Origin of the sequence: Aureimonas sp. OT7 (genome assembly GCF_014844055.1) — a bacterium.
GTDB lineage: Bacteria > Pseudomonadota > Alphaproteobacteria > Rhizobiales > Rhizobiaceae > Aureimonas > Aureimonas altamirensis_A.
This window is the reverse complement of record NZ_CP062167.1, coordinates 2972418-2987166: the sequence shown is the minus strand read 5'-3', so window position 1 is coordinate 2987166 and position 14749 is coordinate 2972418. Positions and strand designations below refer to the sequence as shown.

General features: G+C 64.1%; 14 protein-coding genes. 5 read left to right on the top strand and 9 right to left on the bottom strand.

All coding sequences use genetic code 11. The features are described from left to right. Window positions 1-15 precede the first annotated feature (15 nt). Complete coding sequence (locus IGS74_RS14210; protein ID WP_192386988.1) at window positions 16-549, bottom strand: DUF3841 domain-containing protein; 534 nt, start codon at window positions 547-549, stop codon at window positions 16-18. Between the two features lie 417 nt (window positions 550-966). Further along, entirely contained in the window at window positions 967-1293 is a 327-nt protein-coding gene (locus tag IGS74_RS20305; RefSeq protein WP_192386986.1) for a hypothetical protein, read from the bottom strand. A 238-nt stretch (window positions 1294-1531) separates the two neighbouring features. Here IGS74_RS20305 and IGS74_RS14200 point away from each other — a divergent pair, with 238 nt between their 5' ends. Further along, the gene (locus tag IGS74_RS14200; RefSeq protein ID WP_192386983.1) at window positions 1532-2833 is read left to right on the top strand and encodes a sorbosone dehydrogenase family protein; all 1302 of its coding nucleotides are present in this window, start codon (window positions 1532-1534) and stop codon (window positions 2831-2833) included. A gap of 102 nt (window positions 2834-2935) precedes the next feature. Here the strand turns inward: IGS74_RS14200 and IGS74_RS14195 are convergent, their stop codons facing one another. From IGS74_RS14195 to IGS74_RS14170, 6 genes are all read right to left on the bottom strand, one after another. Further along, entirely contained in the window at window positions 2936-4522 is a 1587-nt protein-coding gene (locus IGS74_RS14195) for a gamma-glutamyltransferase family protein (protein ID WP_192386981.1), read from the bottom strand. Continuing rightward, window positions 4516-5781: a M20/M25/M40 family metallo-hydrolase gene (locus IGS74_RS14190; RefSeq protein ID WP_192386979.1), complete on the bottom strand. Its 1266-nt coding sequence runs from the start codon at window positions 5779-5781 to the stop codon at window positions 4516-4518. Before IGS74_RS14190 ends, IGS74_RS14195 begins: the two co-directional genes overlap by 7 nt. Then, window positions 5778-6671 carry an agmatinase gene (gene speB / locus IGS74_RS14185; protein WP_192386976.1) on the bottom strand — a complete coding sequence of 298 codons (894 nt, stop codon included), beginning with the start codon at window positions 6669-6671 and terminating at the stop codon, window positions 5778-5780. Before speB ends, IGS74_RS14190 begins: the two co-directional genes overlap by 4 nt. 71 nt (window positions 6672-6742) lie before the next feature. Next, window positions 6743-7408, bottom strand: coding sequence for an amino acid ABC transporter permease (locus tag IGS74_RS14180; RefSeq protein ID WP_039193257.1), 666 nt, complete (start codon window positions 7406-7408; stop codon window positions 6743-6745). Window positions 7409-7507: 99 nt separating this feature from the next. Beyond that, entirely contained in the window at window positions 7508-8323 is an 816-nt protein-coding gene (locus IGS74_RS14175) for an ABC transporter substrate-binding protein (RefSeq protein WP_039193259.1), read from the bottom strand. A 19-nt stretch (window positions 8324-8342) separates the two neighbouring features. Continuing rightward, on the bottom strand, window positions 8343-9128 hold the full coding sequence (locus IGS74_RS14170; RefSeq protein WP_281413067.1) for an amino acid ABC transporter ATP-binding protein: 786 nt from the start codon (window positions 9126-9128) through the stop codon (window positions 8343-8345). A 109-nt stretch (window positions 9129-9237) separates the two neighbouring features. Between IGS74_RS14170 and IGS74_RS14165 the strand changes: the two genes are divergently transcribed. Together IGS74_RS14165 and IGS74_RS14160 are read left to right on the top strand one after the other, a co-directional pair. After that, window positions 9238-10116 carry a LysR family transcriptional regulator gene (locus IGS74_RS14165; RefSeq protein WP_192386974.1) on the top strand — a complete coding sequence of 293 codons (879 nt, stop codon included), beginning with the start codon at window positions 9238-9240 and terminating at the stop codon, window positions 10114-10116. Between the two features lie 16 nt (window positions 10117-10132). Continuing rightward, window positions 10133-11383 (top strand): M28 family metallopeptidase, encoded by a 1251-nt coding sequence (locus tag IGS74_RS14160; protein WP_192386972.1) that lies wholly within the window; start codon window positions 10133-10135, stop codon window positions 11381-11383. 70 nt (window positions 11384-11453) lie between these two features. Here the strand turns inward: IGS74_RS14160 and IGS74_RS14155 are convergent, their stop codons facing one another. Beyond that, the gene (locus IGS74_RS14155; RefSeq protein ID WP_192386970.1) at window positions 11454-12323 is read right to left on the bottom strand and encodes a LysR substrate-binding domain-containing protein; all 870 of its coding nucleotides are present in this window, start codon (window positions 12321-12323) and stop codon (window positions 11454-11456) included. 121 nt (window positions 12324-12444) lie between these two features. Between IGS74_RS14155 and IGS74_RS14150 the strand changes: the two genes are divergently transcribed. Both IGS74_RS14150 and IGS74_RS14145 read left to right on the top strand, forming a co-directional pair. Further along, window positions 12445-13479 (top strand): tripartite tricarboxylate transporter substrate binding protein, encoded by a 1035-nt coding sequence (locus tag IGS74_RS14150; RefSeq protein WP_206688170.1) that lies wholly within the window; start codon window positions 12445-12447, stop codon window positions 13477-13479. Between the two features lie 135 nt (window positions 13480-13614). Then, entirely contained in the window at window positions 13615-14655 is a 1041-nt protein-coding gene (locus IGS74_RS14145; protein WP_192386968.1) for an Ldh family oxidoreductase, read from the top strand. Window positions 14656-14749 lie beyond the last annotated feature (94 nt).

The following is a 14749-nucleotide window of genomic DNA, read 5'->3' as shown; positions in this document are numbered from 1 at the left end:
GCCGCCATCGGCAGATCAGCGATACTCGAACCAGTTCTCGTCAACGACGTGCTTTTCATCGAAAAACCAGGCGGTCGCCTGAATATAATCGCTGCCCGCGACATGGAAAATGCGTTGCCAGCTCTTGCGAACCCTGCTTCTGAATGGTTCGGGATAGGGACGATCGCACATTCTTATTCCGGCAGCCGTCAGATCGGCTTCGAACGCTTCGTCCTCCGCCATGCCTTGATCACGCGCACGCTCATCCGCCAGGTACCAATCGTTCAGAGGCGCGTGCCATGAGTTAAAATCGCTCAGTACCACCGTTTCGTCGGGAACTTCGAGCGAGACGAGGACATGATCGCGCAAGTGGCGGAAGCCCTTATCGTCCATACGGGGCTTCGGGCGTTTCTGCCATCGCCGCCAAGCCCAGACGGGCCACCGCGGGACGCCATCGGGTGGAGGCCCGATCCGTTCCTCCATGCGGTCGGCGAGCCATTTGTAGGCCTGCTTGAAGTCTGGGGAATCGATCAGGTCGGGTCGACCAATGAAGCGTCCCTCACGCTTCATAAAGTCTCGTCCTCTTTCGCACATGATGACGTGTATGCGCATCCGACGCCTCCCCATCTCATGGCGATAGAGGCGCAGTGCAGGTACAGCAATCGGCCTTCCCGGACAGTCGCAGCGGGGAGAAACCAGAAGTAACAAATAGTGAGAGACTGACAATAGCCTGCGTTGAGGCTATGCAATCAACCCCTTAAAGCTCATGAATTTTAAAACTTCAGCCTGCGTTAAATAGAAACTGTGGAGAAGCGTGGCTGACGGCAGTAACTGCGGAACCTGCCATCGGAGGGCGCAGCGACTGCGCCCTCGCTCCTTTCAGCCCTACCCAGCCTGGCGCCCCATAGGTGTAATTTCCGCGTTTCGGCACGGATCAGGATTTCATCAAGGCTGATCCGCCATCAAAGCGGATACGCGGCCCGTGGATCAGTAGCGACGGCCGTCCCGGTAGTACCGGTCGTCGCGGTAATACCGATCGTCGCGCCGGTCATAGTCGCGCCGGTCGTAACGGCGATCGTCGACATAGCGGCGATCGTCGCGCGGGGCGGTGGCCCGGCCGATCAGCGCGCCGCCACCGGCGCCTGCCAGGCCGCCGATGATCGCGCCATCGGTGCCGCCGATCGCATTGCCGACAAGCGCGCCGCCGGCGCCGCCGATGCCGGCGCCTGCCAGCGTCCGCTCATTGGTCGTGCAGCCGGTGATCGTCAGCGCTGCAAGCCCAAGTCCAAGCACCATTCCAAAAGTCCTGGCCATTCCAGCCTCCCTTTTTTCGGTCACGCGCCCGTCAAGGCACCGTGTTCAGTTTCGAAATGTCCGAAACGCACCCTGCGTCAAGATGCGGGCAGGGCGGCAGTCGAAGAATGTGCCTTCCCCGATGTCCGCGATAACGACGAAGCGGGTCTATGAACTTCGTCGTCTTGTTCCGCATTGCGACGGCGACGATCCTGTTGTCTATGTCAGTGCCGACAACGCCGGAAAAAGGACACCGCTTGTGAGCGAGGCCACCCTCTTTGCCAGATTCGTAGCCTTGGTAGGGCGATGTGCAGTCGCCATTCGTCACTCGGGCCAGGGCCCGACGGCACCGGTCTATGGCGTGTCCCCCGCTATTCCGCTGGCCAAGCCGCAAGGCAAGGTGCCGACGCTGAAGATGCCGACGGCAAAGGGATGGGATGGCGACCACAAGCCCGTTGCCGCCCCTGGGTTGAAGGTGAATGCCTTCGCACGGAAGCTGGTGCATCCGCGCAATATGCATGTCCTGCCGAATGGCGATGTCCTGGTGGCCGAATCGATGGGTGAGCAGGAGGCCCCGCGCTCCCTCTTCGACCATGCCATGTCCGCAACGATGAAGCGCGCCCGCGCCGCGGGCGACAGCCCCAACCGGATCACACTGCTGCGCGATGCCGACGGCGATGGAGTGGCCGAGGAAACCCACGCCTACATCGAAGGCGTTCGCCAGCCTTTCGGGATCGCGCTTGTCGATGGGACGCTGTATGTCGGCGCCAGCGATGCCCTGCTGGCTTACCCGTACGTGCCCGGTGCCACCAGGATAACGGCCCCTCCCACGAAGCTTATGGACCTCGTTGCGGGCGGGCACTGGACGCGCAATCTCATTGCCAGCAAGGACGGCTCGAAGCTCTATGTGGCGGTCGGCTCCTTGAGCAATATCGGCGACGAGGGCATGGCCGCTGAGGAAAACCGCGCCTGCATCCACGAATACGATCTGGCGACCAATCAGTCGCGCATCTATGCGGGCGGCTTGCGCAACCCCGTCGGAATGGCTTTCGAGCCGGAAGGCGGGCTGCTGTGGACGGTCGTCAACGAGCGGGACGGACTTGGCGATGAAACGCCCCCCGATTACCTGACCTCCGTTCGCGACGGCGCCTTCTACGGGTGGCCTTACTGCTACTGGGACCGCGTCGTGGACGATCGCGTGCCACAGGACCCGGCGAAGGTCGCCTCGGCGACGCAGCCCGATTATGCGCTCGGCGGGCATACGGCGTCGCTCGGGCTTTGCTGGCTTCCGGGAGGAACTCTGCCCGGCTTTCCCGCCGGCATGGCCATCGGCCAGCACGGCTCGTGGAACCGTTCGAAGCTGTCGGGCTACAAGCTGGCCTTCGTTGCCTTCGAGAACGGCAAGCCCGTTGGAATGCCGCGTGACATCCTGACCGGTTTCCTGTCACCGGATGAGAAATATTCCTACGGTCGCCCGGTGGGGGTGGCGCTGGCGGCCGATGGCGCGGTCCTTATGGCGGACGACGTCGGCGACGTCATCTGGCGCGTGACGAGCGCGTAACGGGCGCGCAAGGGCAAGGGGCGGCACGGCCGCGATCTCGCCTTTGCCCACGGCGCGCTGGCGGTCCCGGAAGGGATCGCGGTGCTGCGCCTCGAGCGATGATCAGAAGGCGAGGGCGGCCCCATCCGATCGTGGATCGGTTGCCGCTTCGATGAGCCCGTCGGGATGCACGACGGCTGCGCCCGCATGGCCCATCGCATCGCTGAAATCCGCCAGGAGCTCGGTGGCGTGGCCGCGCTGGCGCAGCGTTTCCACGGTGCGCGTATCGAACCGTCCTTCGAGTTTCAGCGTCGTGCTATCCTCTCCCCAGGTGCGGCCCAGAAGCCAGCGCGGCGCCGTGATGGCGGCCTGCAACGGCATGCCGTGCTGGACATGACGGGTAAACACCGCAGCCTGGGTCTGCGGCTGTCCTTCGCCGCCCATGGTACCGTAGGCCATCACGCGCCCGTCGTGAAGCTCGGCCATGGCAGGGTTCAGCGTATGGAAGGGGCGTGCGCCGGGACGAAGCTGGTTAGGCCCGGGATGCAGCGAGAAGGCAGACCCCCTGTTCTGGAACTGGATGCCCGTTTGGGGCGAGGTCAGGCCGGAGCCGAACTCCCAGAAGACGCTTTGAATGAAGCTGACAACGGTTCCTTCGCTGTCGGCGGCACCCATCCAGATGGTGTCGCCGCGTCTGGCGACATGCGGCCAGGCAAGCGCCTTCCTGCGGTCCACCTGGCGCGCCAGGGCGTCCAGGCGATCGGCCGCCAGCCAGTCCGATGCGGCGTCCGCCATGTGGTCCGGATCGCCGAGGCCCTCATTGCGGAGGATGAACACCTGCTTCGTCGCTTCTACCAACAGATGGACATGGTCCGCCGAGCAGCAGCCCTCATCCTGCAGGAGCCTGTCGTACAGGGCCAGGATCATCAGCGCCGACACGCCCTGCGTGGGCGGCGTCATGTTGAACAGGCGGCCCCACCGCGTGGTGACCGAAAGGGGCTCGACCAGCTCCGCGTCGAAGCGGTTGAAGTCCGTCAGTTGCAACGGGCTTCCGGCGTGCTCAAGGAAGCGGGCGTTGGCTTCGGCAATGGCGCCCCGGTAGAAGCTGTCCAGACCATGCTCGGCAAGATGGCGCAGCGTGGAGGCGAGCGCCTCCTGCCGCAGTCTGGAGCCGGCCGCCGGCAGTGCGCCGCCCGGCAGGTAGATATCGGCGAAGCCATCCACATCTTTCAGGTCGTCGACCTTCGCCGCGGTCGTCACCGCCTGGTTCTGGCTGACGGCGATGCCTTCGGCGGCGTAATCGATCGCCGGGGCCAGCAGCCGCGACAGCGGCAGACGGCGCCCCTCGGGCACGAGGTCGAGGGCCCTGGCCCAGCCCGCGATGGTGCCCGGCACGGTAGCGGCGGCCAGGGCCCCGCGCGGCGGAATGACGCTGCAATTGCGGTCGTGATACCATTGCGGGGTCGCGCGCATGGCCGCACGGCCACATGCCGAAATGCCGACCGGCCTTTCACCTTTCTTTCGGATCAGCCAGAAGCCGTCACCGCCCATGCCGTTCATGTGGGGATAGACGACGGCGATCGTCGCCGCAGCCGATACCATCGCCTCGATGGCCGTTCCACCTTCGGCAAGCACCTTTTGGCCGGCCAGCGCGGCTATACGGTGCGGGGCGGTGAATGCGCCCTTGTAGCCGAAAGAGGTGGTCAGCATACGGGGTCTCCTGCAAGGCAATCATGAACGGTCAGCGCCAGTATGGAGGCGAGGACCGGAAGTTCGGCGATGTCGAGACATTCATCCGAACCGCCAAGATTGTGCGGCGTCAAGCCGAGCACGATCGTAGCCATGCCCGCCCTGCGCCAGAGCCGTGCATCGGAAGCGCCGACGCGCATATTGGCGACGACCGGCCGGCCCAGCACTTCTTCGGCGGCCCGTGTCCCGTACCGGACAAGCGGATGGGCCGGGCTTGTCCAGGTTGCTTCGTACCGGCGCGTGACACTGCACGACACGCCGGGTCGCCCGACGAGGATCGCGTCGATCTGCCGTTCGACGTCCGATACCTGAACGCCGAGCGGAATGCGTATGTCGACGTCCGCGCTGGCATTCTGCGGCACCAGGTTTGGAGAAGTCCCGCCCTCGATGCGCCCGACATTCACCGTAACGCGGGACATCACATCCATCTCGCCCTCGCCGCCCACGGGTTCCGACAGGCGGAAGGCGGCATGCATGGTCGCTACCGCCTCGTGGCCTGCCGGCGTCCGCATCGCCGCAAGGCCGCGGAGCGCCGCCAGCGCGTCGATCAGCCGGTCGATCGCGTTGACGCCACGATGGACATGCGCACCGTGCGCGGCGCTGCCATGGGCGGTCAGGCGCAGCCACACCATGCCCTTTTCGCCGCAGCGCACGATCCCGGGCGAGCCGACATCCGGAACGATCACCAAAGCATCCGAGCAAGCCGGACTGCTGTCGATCAGAACCTGCGTCCCCTGTTCGCCCATCGATTCCTCGTCTCCGGCCAGCGCCACCACGAGTTCACCGCTCCATTCGTTCCGGTGCGCGGCCATGACCTCCAGCACACGCAGGGAGGCGGCTACCCCGCCTTTCATGTCGCAGGAACCCCGCCCGTAGAGCCTGCCGTCCCGCACTTCGCCGGACAGGGGCGGCACGGTCCATCCTGCGATGTCACCGACAGGATAGGTGTCGAGATGGCAGCTGAGAATGACGCGTCGCCCCGGCCGATGCCCACGCAGGCGCAGCACGACGTTGTCGACCGGGCCGGCCCCCGGCCGACGCTCGATCTCCAGCCCTTCGATATGCGCGACCGCCTGGACCACATGCTCAACCATGGCACGCGTATCGCTGGGCGGCGTCTGGCTGTCGATCGCAACCAGCGCCGCCGTCGCCCGTACAAGGTCGTCGTGATTCGCGGCGGCAGCCGTGGCAAGCCGCGAACGCAGCGATGTCCGCGTCATTGTGCCGGCGCCGCCCGCGCGCCGACGAGCAGCATCATCTCGTAGGCCATCTGCGCCGCAAGGAAGGCGGTCATGCCATTCACATCCTGCGGCGGTGAGACGGTGTTTATATCGCAGCCGACAATGTTCAGACCTGTGAAGGCCCGGATGAGCGAAAGGCCTTCCCGCGCGGAAAGCCCGCCCCATACGGGCGTACAGACACCCGGGGCGCAGGACGGGTCGAAGACGTCCATGTCCCAGGACAGATAGACAGGACGATCGCCGAGGCCGGCGCGGATGTGGTCGACGACATCGGCCTGCCCGCGCTGCAGAAACTCGGCGAGGGTGATGAGGTTGTAGCCCAGATCGCGCCCATAGCGATGGACGCCCTGCACCATGGTCGTTCCGCGCAGGCCCAGATGGTAGGACGAGCCCGGGCCGACACGCTGTTCCAGTGCGGCGTGGGTAAACTGGGTCGAAGCGTCGAACGGGTAGGTCTGGTTGGGAGGGTAGGCGTCGGTGTGGCTGTCGACATGGATGACGGCAAGGCCTGGGTAGGCGCGTGAAGCGGCGCGCAGCAGGGGCAGGGAAACGCTGCCGTCACCCCCGAGGCCCACGCATACGGCGCCTGTCTCGACAATGGCGTAAGCCGCCTGCTCGATGGCGTCGAAGGAATCTTCCATCCTGGCCGGCGTCAACGCGACGTCGCCGCAGTCTACCGCCGAAAGGCTGGCGGGAACGTCGAAATCGGCGAGCTCGGGATGATAGCGCCGGATCAACCCCGATTGTTGACGGATCGAGGATGGGCCCTGCCGTGAACCGACACGGAAAGGGTGGATGCCGCAATCGAACGGGCATCCGAGAATGGCGACCTTTGCCCCGGCGGCATCGGTGGTGAATGGAAGATCCATGAAGGTCTGCGGGCCAAGATTCGCAGCCGCGGCTGCCGGTCGTGACGTCATCGAACGATAGTCCTTGAATATCAGCGCCGTGAAAGGCGGCGTTCCCAGATGCGGATTGCCATCGCCAGCGGCCAGCAGATCAGGAAGTAGACGACGGCAATGAAGGTGAAGATTTCCAGCGGGCGGAATGTCGAGGAGGAGAGTTCCATTCCCCGCCGGGTGATTTCGGTGACCGATATGACCGAGCCCAGCGAAGAGTATTTGATGAGTTGGACGAAGTTGGCGGCAAGCGGTGGCAGCGTCATCCGGACCGCCTGCGGCAGTACGATGCGACGGAAGGACTGGAAGGGTGTCATGCCAAGAACCTGTGCCGCTTCCCGATGCCCTTTCGGAACAGCCTGTATGCCGGCGCGGTAGACCTCCCCGATGAATGCCGACGAGTAGATGGACAGGCCGATGACGAGCGCCGCGAACGCCGAAAGGTTTATGCCGAACACGATGGGCAGCACGTAATAGGCCCACAGCAACTGCACCAGGATGGGCGTGTTCCTGACGATCTCGCCGAAGCCGATGCCGATGGCCCTGAGCGGCCAGTGGCGCGACATGTCCAGCGAAGCGAGGACGAGGCCGCCCATCATCGCCAGGACGAGCGTCAGGGCAGAGACGATCAGCGTCGTTTGAAGTCCGCTCATCAGGAACGGAAGGTTCGTTGCGATGATGTCCCATCGGAAACTGTAGGTGAACATGGACCGCTACCCGAGCTTTGGTTTTCGACAGTCGATGACAGGTCGATCGCCCTGCCGCACGTTGAGGCCCGGCCGCTGCCCGCGGCCGGGCGGGCGCATTCACCGGGCGACGATCGGCCCGAGCTTGTTCGCCTCGGCAAAGGCGTCCAACCGGCCGTCGAGCTTGATCGTGTCGACGAAGAGGTTGACGTAGTTCAGCCAGATCTGGTCGCCCTGCGGCACGACATAGGCATACGGCGTCACGCGGAGCGGCTCGTCGGGCTCTACGATTTCCGCCCAGTCGAACTCGTCGCGCACCTTGATCGCCGTGGGATAGTCGGTCATCACCGCATCCGCCCGGTTGGCGATCAACTCGCCCTCGCGCGTGGCAGGCGGCGCGATGGCGGTAAAGGTTGCGGATTTCAGGTAATCGCGCATGAACGGCTCGATATAGCTGCCGAGCGTCGTCACGACGCGGGTGCCGTCCTTGTCGATATCGCTCCAGCTCTTGATCGGGCCGTCCTTCTTCACGACGGCGTAGATGCTGGTCTGCAGGTACGGTTTGGAGAACTCCACCGCCTGCGCGCGCTGCATCGTCGCGCCGATGCCGAACATGCCGATATCGCATTTGTCGGCCTGAAGATCGGCGATGAACGTGCCGAAGCTCGACTCGACGATCTCCAGTTCGGCGTTCAACTCCTTGGCGAGCTCCTTCGAGAGATCGGCGTCGATGCCCTCGATCTCGCCCGTTGCCGGATTGCGGAAGGAGATCGAATAATAGAGCGGATACTGGCAGACGCGCAGCGTCCCGCTCTGCGTTATGCGAAACAGGCGGGACTCGGTCTGCTGGGCCAGCGCGGAGGGCGCGTGGGCGGCGACTAGGGTGCCGGTCGCCACGAACGCCGTGGCCAACCGCCGGATGAACGACATGCACATGATCCTGCTCCTTGATGGGTTAGTCCTGAAGCTGTCGAAGAAAGCGTACGGCGCGTTCGGTGCCGGGCGCGGTGAAGAATGTTTCGGGGAGGGTGTCTTCGATGATCGTGCCGCCATCCATGAACACGATCCTTGAGCCGACATTGCGCGCGAAACCCATCTCGTGGGTAACGACCAGCATCGTCATTCCGTCCTCGGCCAGTTGGCGCATGACCCGCAGCACTTCGTGCCGCAGTTCGGGGTCGAGCGCCGATGTCGCCTCGTCGAACAGCATGATGCGGGGCCGCATGGCCAAGGCACGGGCGATGGCGACCCGCTGCTGCTGGCCGCCGGAAAGCCGGCCGGGATAGACGTCGTGCTTGTCGGCAAGGCCGACCTTGTCGAGCAGTTCCATCGCCAGCTCGATCGCGTCCTGCCTGCGCATCCTGCGCACGAGGATGGGCGCCTCGATGACGTTTTCGATGACGCTCCTGTGCGGCCACAGATTGAAATGCTGGAACACCATGCCGATGTCGGGCCGCACCCTGGCCGCCGCCTTGCGCACGCCTGAAGCGTTGAGCCCGTCGCTGATGACGATGCCATCCATGGTGACGCGCCCGGCGGTGGGAGTTTCCAGGAGGGCCAGCGTACGCAGCAGCGTCGTCTTGCCCGATCCGGAAGGGCCGACCACGCATACGACTTCGCCACGGCGGACCGGAAGGGAAACATCCTTCAGAACTTGCAGCTCACCGAAAGTCTTGCCGATCCCTTCCGCCGCTATGACGGTGGAGGATGTCCCGGACCCCAATGTAGAAATCTCATTTATGGACAATCCCGCGTCTCCGTCATAATGTCAGAATCGTTGGGAAAAACATCGGAGAAAAAGGCGTTTAGTGCAATAACCAAAATTTATGCACTATGCCGAAAATACGGTCATGGATCTGCGACTTCTCGAAGCATTCCGGCTGGTCGTCAGTAATCGGTCTGTCACCAGGGCGGCTGAGGTGCTTGGCGTCACGCAACCGGCCGTCAGCGCGCAGATGGCCCGGCTGGAGGCATCGGCCGGCTTTCCATTGTTTGTCCGTACGAAGGGCAGGCTGGCGCTCACGCAGGAGGGCGCATCGTTTCATCGCGAGGTGATGCACGCCCTGGACCAGGTGGAGCGCCTCGACCGCATCGCGGAATCGATCCGCCTCGGGCAGGCCGGCCGACTGGTGGTGGCCAGCCATCCCAGTGCCTCGATCTCTCTTCTGCCGCCTCTGGTCGCGCGCCTGACGGTAGCGTTGCCGGATGTTTCCGTAAAGATGATCAACCGGACGTCGGAGGAGGTGCGGGCCCTGTTTCCTGCAGCCACCATCGATATCGGCATCGCCGAGCTGCCCATCGACATCGCCGGCGTCGACGTGCGCCGTTATCATCTGGATTGCGTCGCCATCGTTCCGAAAGGGCACGCCCTTGCGCGGCTGGAGGCGATCGGACCTGCCGATCTTTCGGGCGAGCCTTTCCTGTCTATGCCGTCCGAGCGTTTGATCCACCACCGGATCCGGGCGGCGTTTTCCGATGCCGGCGCATATCTGAATTCAGTGGCGGAGGTCGACTTCTTCTCGTCGATCTGTGCTGTCGTCGCATCCGGTGGAGGCGTTTCGATCGTCGACCGGTGGTCGGCGGAAATGTTCGCGCCCCTCGGCTTCGAGGTGCGGCCGTTTTATCCCGCAATCCCCTACGAAATAGGCGTCCTGGTCAGCAGCGACCGCGAGCCCACGAAGTTGGCGCGGGATTTCCTCAACCTCATCCATGAGACCTTGTCCAGATAAGGAGCCATCGGTGCCCATGTCGCAGACCCCAAGCGCCTTTCCCCATTTATCCGCCGATCTGGACGCCATCTGCGACACCGGAGGACGGTTGACCGGTACGCCTTCGGAAACGAAAGCGGTCGCTCTCCTGAAGACGCTGGGGCGTCGTGCGACGGGGGTCGATCCAATGGTCCAGTCGTTTGCCTATGGCGGATGGAGGGCTCTGGCAGCGTCGCTCGAACTGGCTGACGGCTCGCGTCACGCCTGCCATCCGCTGGTCCGTACGGTGCCGACATCGTCGGCGGGGCTGACGGCGGAAGTCGTGGATCTGGGGCGTGGCACGGAGGCGGATTTCGCCGCGCGGGCAGGGCGCATTCCCGGCCGTATCGTCCTTGTCCGGCACGAGCTCATGTTTTCTGCCGATACTGTGCATCGCCGCCTGAAATACGGTTGGGCGAAGGAGTATGGGGCGGCCGGTTTCCTCATTGCCGGTCCGTTGCGGGAGTCTCCGGTAACGGGGTCTTCGGGCCGCACCGACGGCGCCGGCATACCGGCGGCCGGCATCTCGCTGGAGCTTGCCGAACGTCTTTCGGCTCACGAGGGCGAACCGATCCGCCTGCGGATCGCCACCGAAGAAACCGAAGCGACGGCGGAAAACCTGTTCTTCGACATGCCGGGCAGCATCGACGAGTGGATCGTATTGTCCGCGCATATCGACGGGCACGACCTGGCCGAAAGCGCGATGGACAATGCGACCGGGTTGGCGGTTGCCCTTTCCGTTGCCGGGCGCGTGCGACGCATGGAGGGGCGCAGGCGGGGCGTGCGCCTTGCATTCTTCAATGCCGAGGAATGGGCGCTGACGGGCTCGCGCCATTACATCGCCGGATTGTCGCAGCGGGAGCGCGATGCGATCGCCCTGAACGTGAATCTCGATACTGTCGGATGCGGAGCCCATCTGACGGCCCTGACCAGCGATTTTCCCGGCATCGAACCCTTGCTGGCCGAGGCATCTCGGGCATCTGGCGTTCCGCTTGGCATTCACCGGCCGCTGCAGAGAAACTCCGATCACGCGAACTTCGCCGAAGCGGGCATTCCGGCGTTTCGCATGGTCTCCGGTTTCGACGACCGCACTGGCCCCACGCGCCTTCTCCTGACGAAGCAGGATGTACGCGCCCACGTGGATCGTCGACAGATCGAGGATGCTGCCTCCCTGGCCTTCGAGATCGTCCACCTTGGATGCCTGGAGCCGCGCATGGACGCCTGGCGCACGCGGCAACAGGCTGCATGATGCACGACTTGGCAAACCTGGAACCATCCCGACATCACCGCCCTCGAACGCCAGAGGGAATGGGAAGAAATCAGCGGAAGGCGCCCGTCGTCATGGCGAGAAGGGCTTGAATGATCGGCATCCGCCGCGAGGCGCGGGGCCACATCATGCCCATTGTCCGGAATGGTCGATCGTCTGGAAGCTCAAGCTTGCAAAGGCTGAGACCCTCCGGCCAAGGCGTGGACCAATCGGGGACGAGCGATACGCCCAGGCCGCGGCTGACTAGAACCGCGATGGCCTCCAGTCCGTCGAGCTCGAGGCGGTCCCTGGGGACGATCCCCTTCAGTTCGAGGTAAAGGGCGGCGATATGGCCCGACCACAGACGGCGATCGTAGCGGATGAACGGCTCGGAATTCAGGACGTCCAGCGCGTTTCGTTTGCCGAACGAAGCGGGGGCGATGACGATATAGCGTTCGGAATGGATACTCGCCCATTCCAGGCCCTTGGAGATGTCGAACGAGGGCTCGAACATCAGCGCGGCGTCGATGCGATCTTCGACGAGCATGCCGTAGAGGTCCGCGGAACTGCCCTTGGTGATGAGCAGCTCAAGCTTGGGGTATGTGTTGGCGATGTCGAGCAGCAGGTTGCACAGAACGCCGGCGACCGCGCTCGACGCCACCCCGAGCCGAATCTCCCCCGCGAGCTCGGGGTCGTCTCCAAGCGTGCGCAGATCTCTCGTCCGCTGAATGACGGCTCGCGATTTCTCGGCCAGGCGCAAACCGGCAGCGGTGGGGCGAACGATCCGCCCGACCCGGCTCAGGATGGGATAGCCAAGCTCATCCTCCAGGGCCTTGAAGCGCAGCGACAACGCGGCCGGCGTCAAGGCGAGCTTCCGGCTTGCCTCGACGAGCGAGCGGCTCTCAGTGAACACGACGAAGCTTTCCAGGAACCGCGTTTCCATTGCGAAGCATTCTCCATGTCGGAAGTTAGGTTTACTAATCTTTTCGGCGCCTGCACACCAGCGATAATGATGGTGTCGAGGATGAGAAGAAGGCCGCTGGGCCGCACCGGGAGGATGTTCAATGATGCGATCCGACACATCGATGAGGAAGGCGGAGCTACGCGCCGGGACGCGGTCGACCCTCGGCTCTCTTGTTGCCGCCGTGGTAGCCGCACTGTCCCTGCTCGGTCATTCCGCGGCCGTCGCGCAGGACGAGTGGCAGCCGGACGATACCATTCGGCTCGTCGTCCCGTATGGACCGGGTGGAAGCTCGGACATCATCGCCCGCACCGTGGCGGTAGAGATGTCGAAGGATCTGGGCCATCAGGTTGTGGTTGAAAACCTGGCCGGAGCCGCCGGTGTCGTGGCCATGCAGGAGGTTGCCGGCGCCAAGCCCGATGGCCATACGCTGGTCCTTGGCCATGTCGGCACGCTGGCGGTCAATCCGGCGATGCTGGAGAGCCTGCCCTACGACGTCTCGAACGATTTCGCCCCGGTCGCCCTGCTGACGCGGGTGCCCATCCTGTTCGTGGTCAATTCAAACGTCGAAGCCGATACGCTCGAGCAGTTCATCGCGCTGGCAAAGGAAAGACCGGGCGAACTGAACTACGGTTCCGCAGGGAATGGAAGCGCCGGCCATCTTGCCTTCGAACAGCTCAAGCTCGCGGCTGCAATCGATGTCCAGCACATTCCCTACAAGGGGACCGGCGCGCAGATCACCGATCTTCTGGCAGGCCGCACGGATGCGGCGGCCGCAGGCGTTCCGCCTTTCCTGCCACATCTGAAGTCGGGCGCATTGCGCGCGCTCGCGGTGGGTTCGGCAGAGCGAATTCCTCTCCTGCCCGACCAGCCGACAGTCGCCGAGATCGGCTACCCGGGTTTCGAAAGCTCGCAATGGTTTGGCCTTCTGGCGCCGTCCGGCACGCCGCAGGCCGCGATCGACCGTCTCAATCGCTCTGCGGTGGAAGCGCTCCGGCAGCCGTCCGTCATCGCCCGGCTGAAGGAAGATGCCAGCATCGCCGTCGGATCGACGCCAGAGGAGTTCGCAGCGTTCATCGCCGCGGAAAGCGCCCGCTGGGGCGAGATCGTCCGCAAGGCCGATCTTCACGCCGAATAAAACACCAGCCTTCGACCGGTCACTGGCGACCGCGTTGCGACCACGCCGCCGCCGGCTGGCGCCGGCCCTGCGTGCACGCAGCAGCGCGCGCAGAGCCATGCAGCCAATCTCTCAGATAGGAAACGAGTGCGTCAGATGAAAAGCCACGAGGGAAAGACCGTCATTACAGAGGCCGAACTGCACCGGGTGGCGACGCAGGCATTGACTGCCCTGGGGCTCAGCGATGTCGCCGCCGCCGACACGGCCGATATCCTGGTGCTTGCGGACCTGTTCGGTGTCTCTACCCATGGTACCTCCCGGATCGAGTCCTATGGCGAACGATTGTCCATTGGCGGGATCGAGGCGCAGCCGGATATCCAGGTCGAACGGGTGGCGCCGGGTATGGCGAAAGTAAACGGCAACAACGGAATAGGACCCTTGGTGGGGCAGAGCGCGCTGAAAACCGCGATGGAGCTGGCGCGCGACAATGGCATCGGCGTGGCTTTCGCCAGGGGGAGCAATCACTTCGGACCCGTGAGCCCATATTGCTATATCGCGGCCAATGCGGGCTTTGCCAGCTTCATCGGCAGCAATGCCACCACGACGATCGCCCCCTGGGGCGGGCGCGAAGCGCGCCTCGGCAACAGTCCGATCGGATTTGGCATTCCCAATCCGGGTGGCACGCCGATCATACTCGACATGGCGATGAGCGTTGTTGCCCGCGCAAAGATACGCAACGCCGCCAAACAAGGGCGAACGATCCCGGCAAGCTGGGCGACGGACCGGAACGGCGCTCCGACGGAAAACCCGAACGAGGCGCTGGAGGGGTTTCTGCAACCCATTGGCGGCCATAAGGGCTACGGACTTGCGCTGATCGTCGATCTACTGGCCGGTGTGCTTGCCGAAGCGGCATATCTGTCTCATGTGAAATCGTGGGTGAACGCACCCGATCAGCCGCAAAACCTGGGTCATTTCTTTATCCTGATCGATACGAGCCGGCTGGGCTCGGACACCTGGCTGTCATCCCGGATTGGCGACTTCATCGATATCATCCACTCCACGCCTCCGGTCGAGCCATCGACACCGGTCCTCCTGCCCGGCGAGATCGAGATGATGAACCTCCTGCGGCAACGTCGGGAAGGAATATCGATCGACCGCGCGACGCTGGATACCTTGGCGCGCCACGCGCGCGCATAACCGCGCTGGAAGCAGCCTCAAGTTCCCCCCACCGGCACATAACGGGCGCAAGCCGACTGCGGGCTGAGGGGGGCACGGTGACGAAATACAGAGG